The organism is Methylobacterium frigidaeris (genome assembly GCF_022179185.1).
GTDB classification, from domain to species: Bacteria; Pseudomonadota; Alphaproteobacteria; order Rhizobiales; family Beijerinckiaceae; genus Methylobacterium; species Methylobacterium frigidaeris.
Map to the genome: position 1 here is coordinate 1 of NZ_BPQJ01000367.1, position 234 is coordinate 234.

The window sequence follows — 234 nt, forward strand, 5'->3', positions numbered from 1 at the left end:
GTCGTTCAGCTTCTGCGAGACGTCGATGTTCATCGCCGTCGAGCCCGTGACCAGCAGCTTCGCACCCGTGTCCGCCGTGATGCCGGCGCCCGCCCCGCGAATGCCGTGCACCAGGTCCTCGGTGGACTTGGAAGACGGCTTGGACTTGGGGACGACCGTGATGATCGCCGTGTCGGCCGCCTTGTTGGGCGTGGCCGGGGTGACCGCGACGACGTCCTTGAGGCGCTTGATCTC

1 protein-coding gene is annotated in these 234 nt (G+C 67.1%); it reads right to left on the minus strand.

The genetic code is table 11. The features are described from left to right. Window positions 1-234 (minus strand): hypothetical protein (locus MFF64_RS37385; RefSeq protein ID WP_238194130.1); only part of this gene is annotated, 234 nt, incomplete at both ends.